The sequence below is a fragment of the Neisseria sp. P0021.S007 genome, assembly GCF_051956855.1.
Window position 1 is genome coordinate 1 of record NZ_JBQCXA010001535.1, and the last position, 466, is coordinate 466.

The window sequence follows — 466 nt, forward strand, 5'->3', positions numbered from 1 at the left end:
CAAAGCCTCCGCAGGTTGGGTTTTCGCAGCACGCCAGCTCGGATACAGTGTGGCGATAAATGCCAAGCCAAGCGAAATGCAGGCAATAACGGCAACATCTTTCAAGTTCACATCACTAGGCAGGTAATCGATGAAATAAACTTGAGAGTTAATCAAATGAACGCCAAACAGGTCTTCAAAAAACGCAACAATCTTGCCGACATTCCAACCCAGCAATACGCCGCATACCACGCCCACAAGCGTACCGAAGAACCCCGCAAAAGCACCCTGCACCAAGAAAATCTTCATAACGCCGCCCGGGGACAAACCTAACGTGCGCAAAATCGCAATATCGGCTTGTTTTTCCGGTTCCCGCCATTACTAAGGAAGAGACGAGGTTCTGTCTCTTCTACACCTCTACGAGCCCACGAGACTAGGCATGATTTGGGGGGTGTGTTTTTGTTTGGGGAGGGGGGGGGGGGGGGGG

General features: G+C 51.5%; 1 pseudogene. It reads right to left on the reverse strand.

Annotated elements, in window-relative coordinates:
* Positions 1-379, reverse strand: a pseudogene (locus ACTHUR_RS20125) (FtsX-like permease family protein); the annotation flags it as partial.
* Between the last annotated feature and the right edge of the window lie 87 nt (positions 380-466).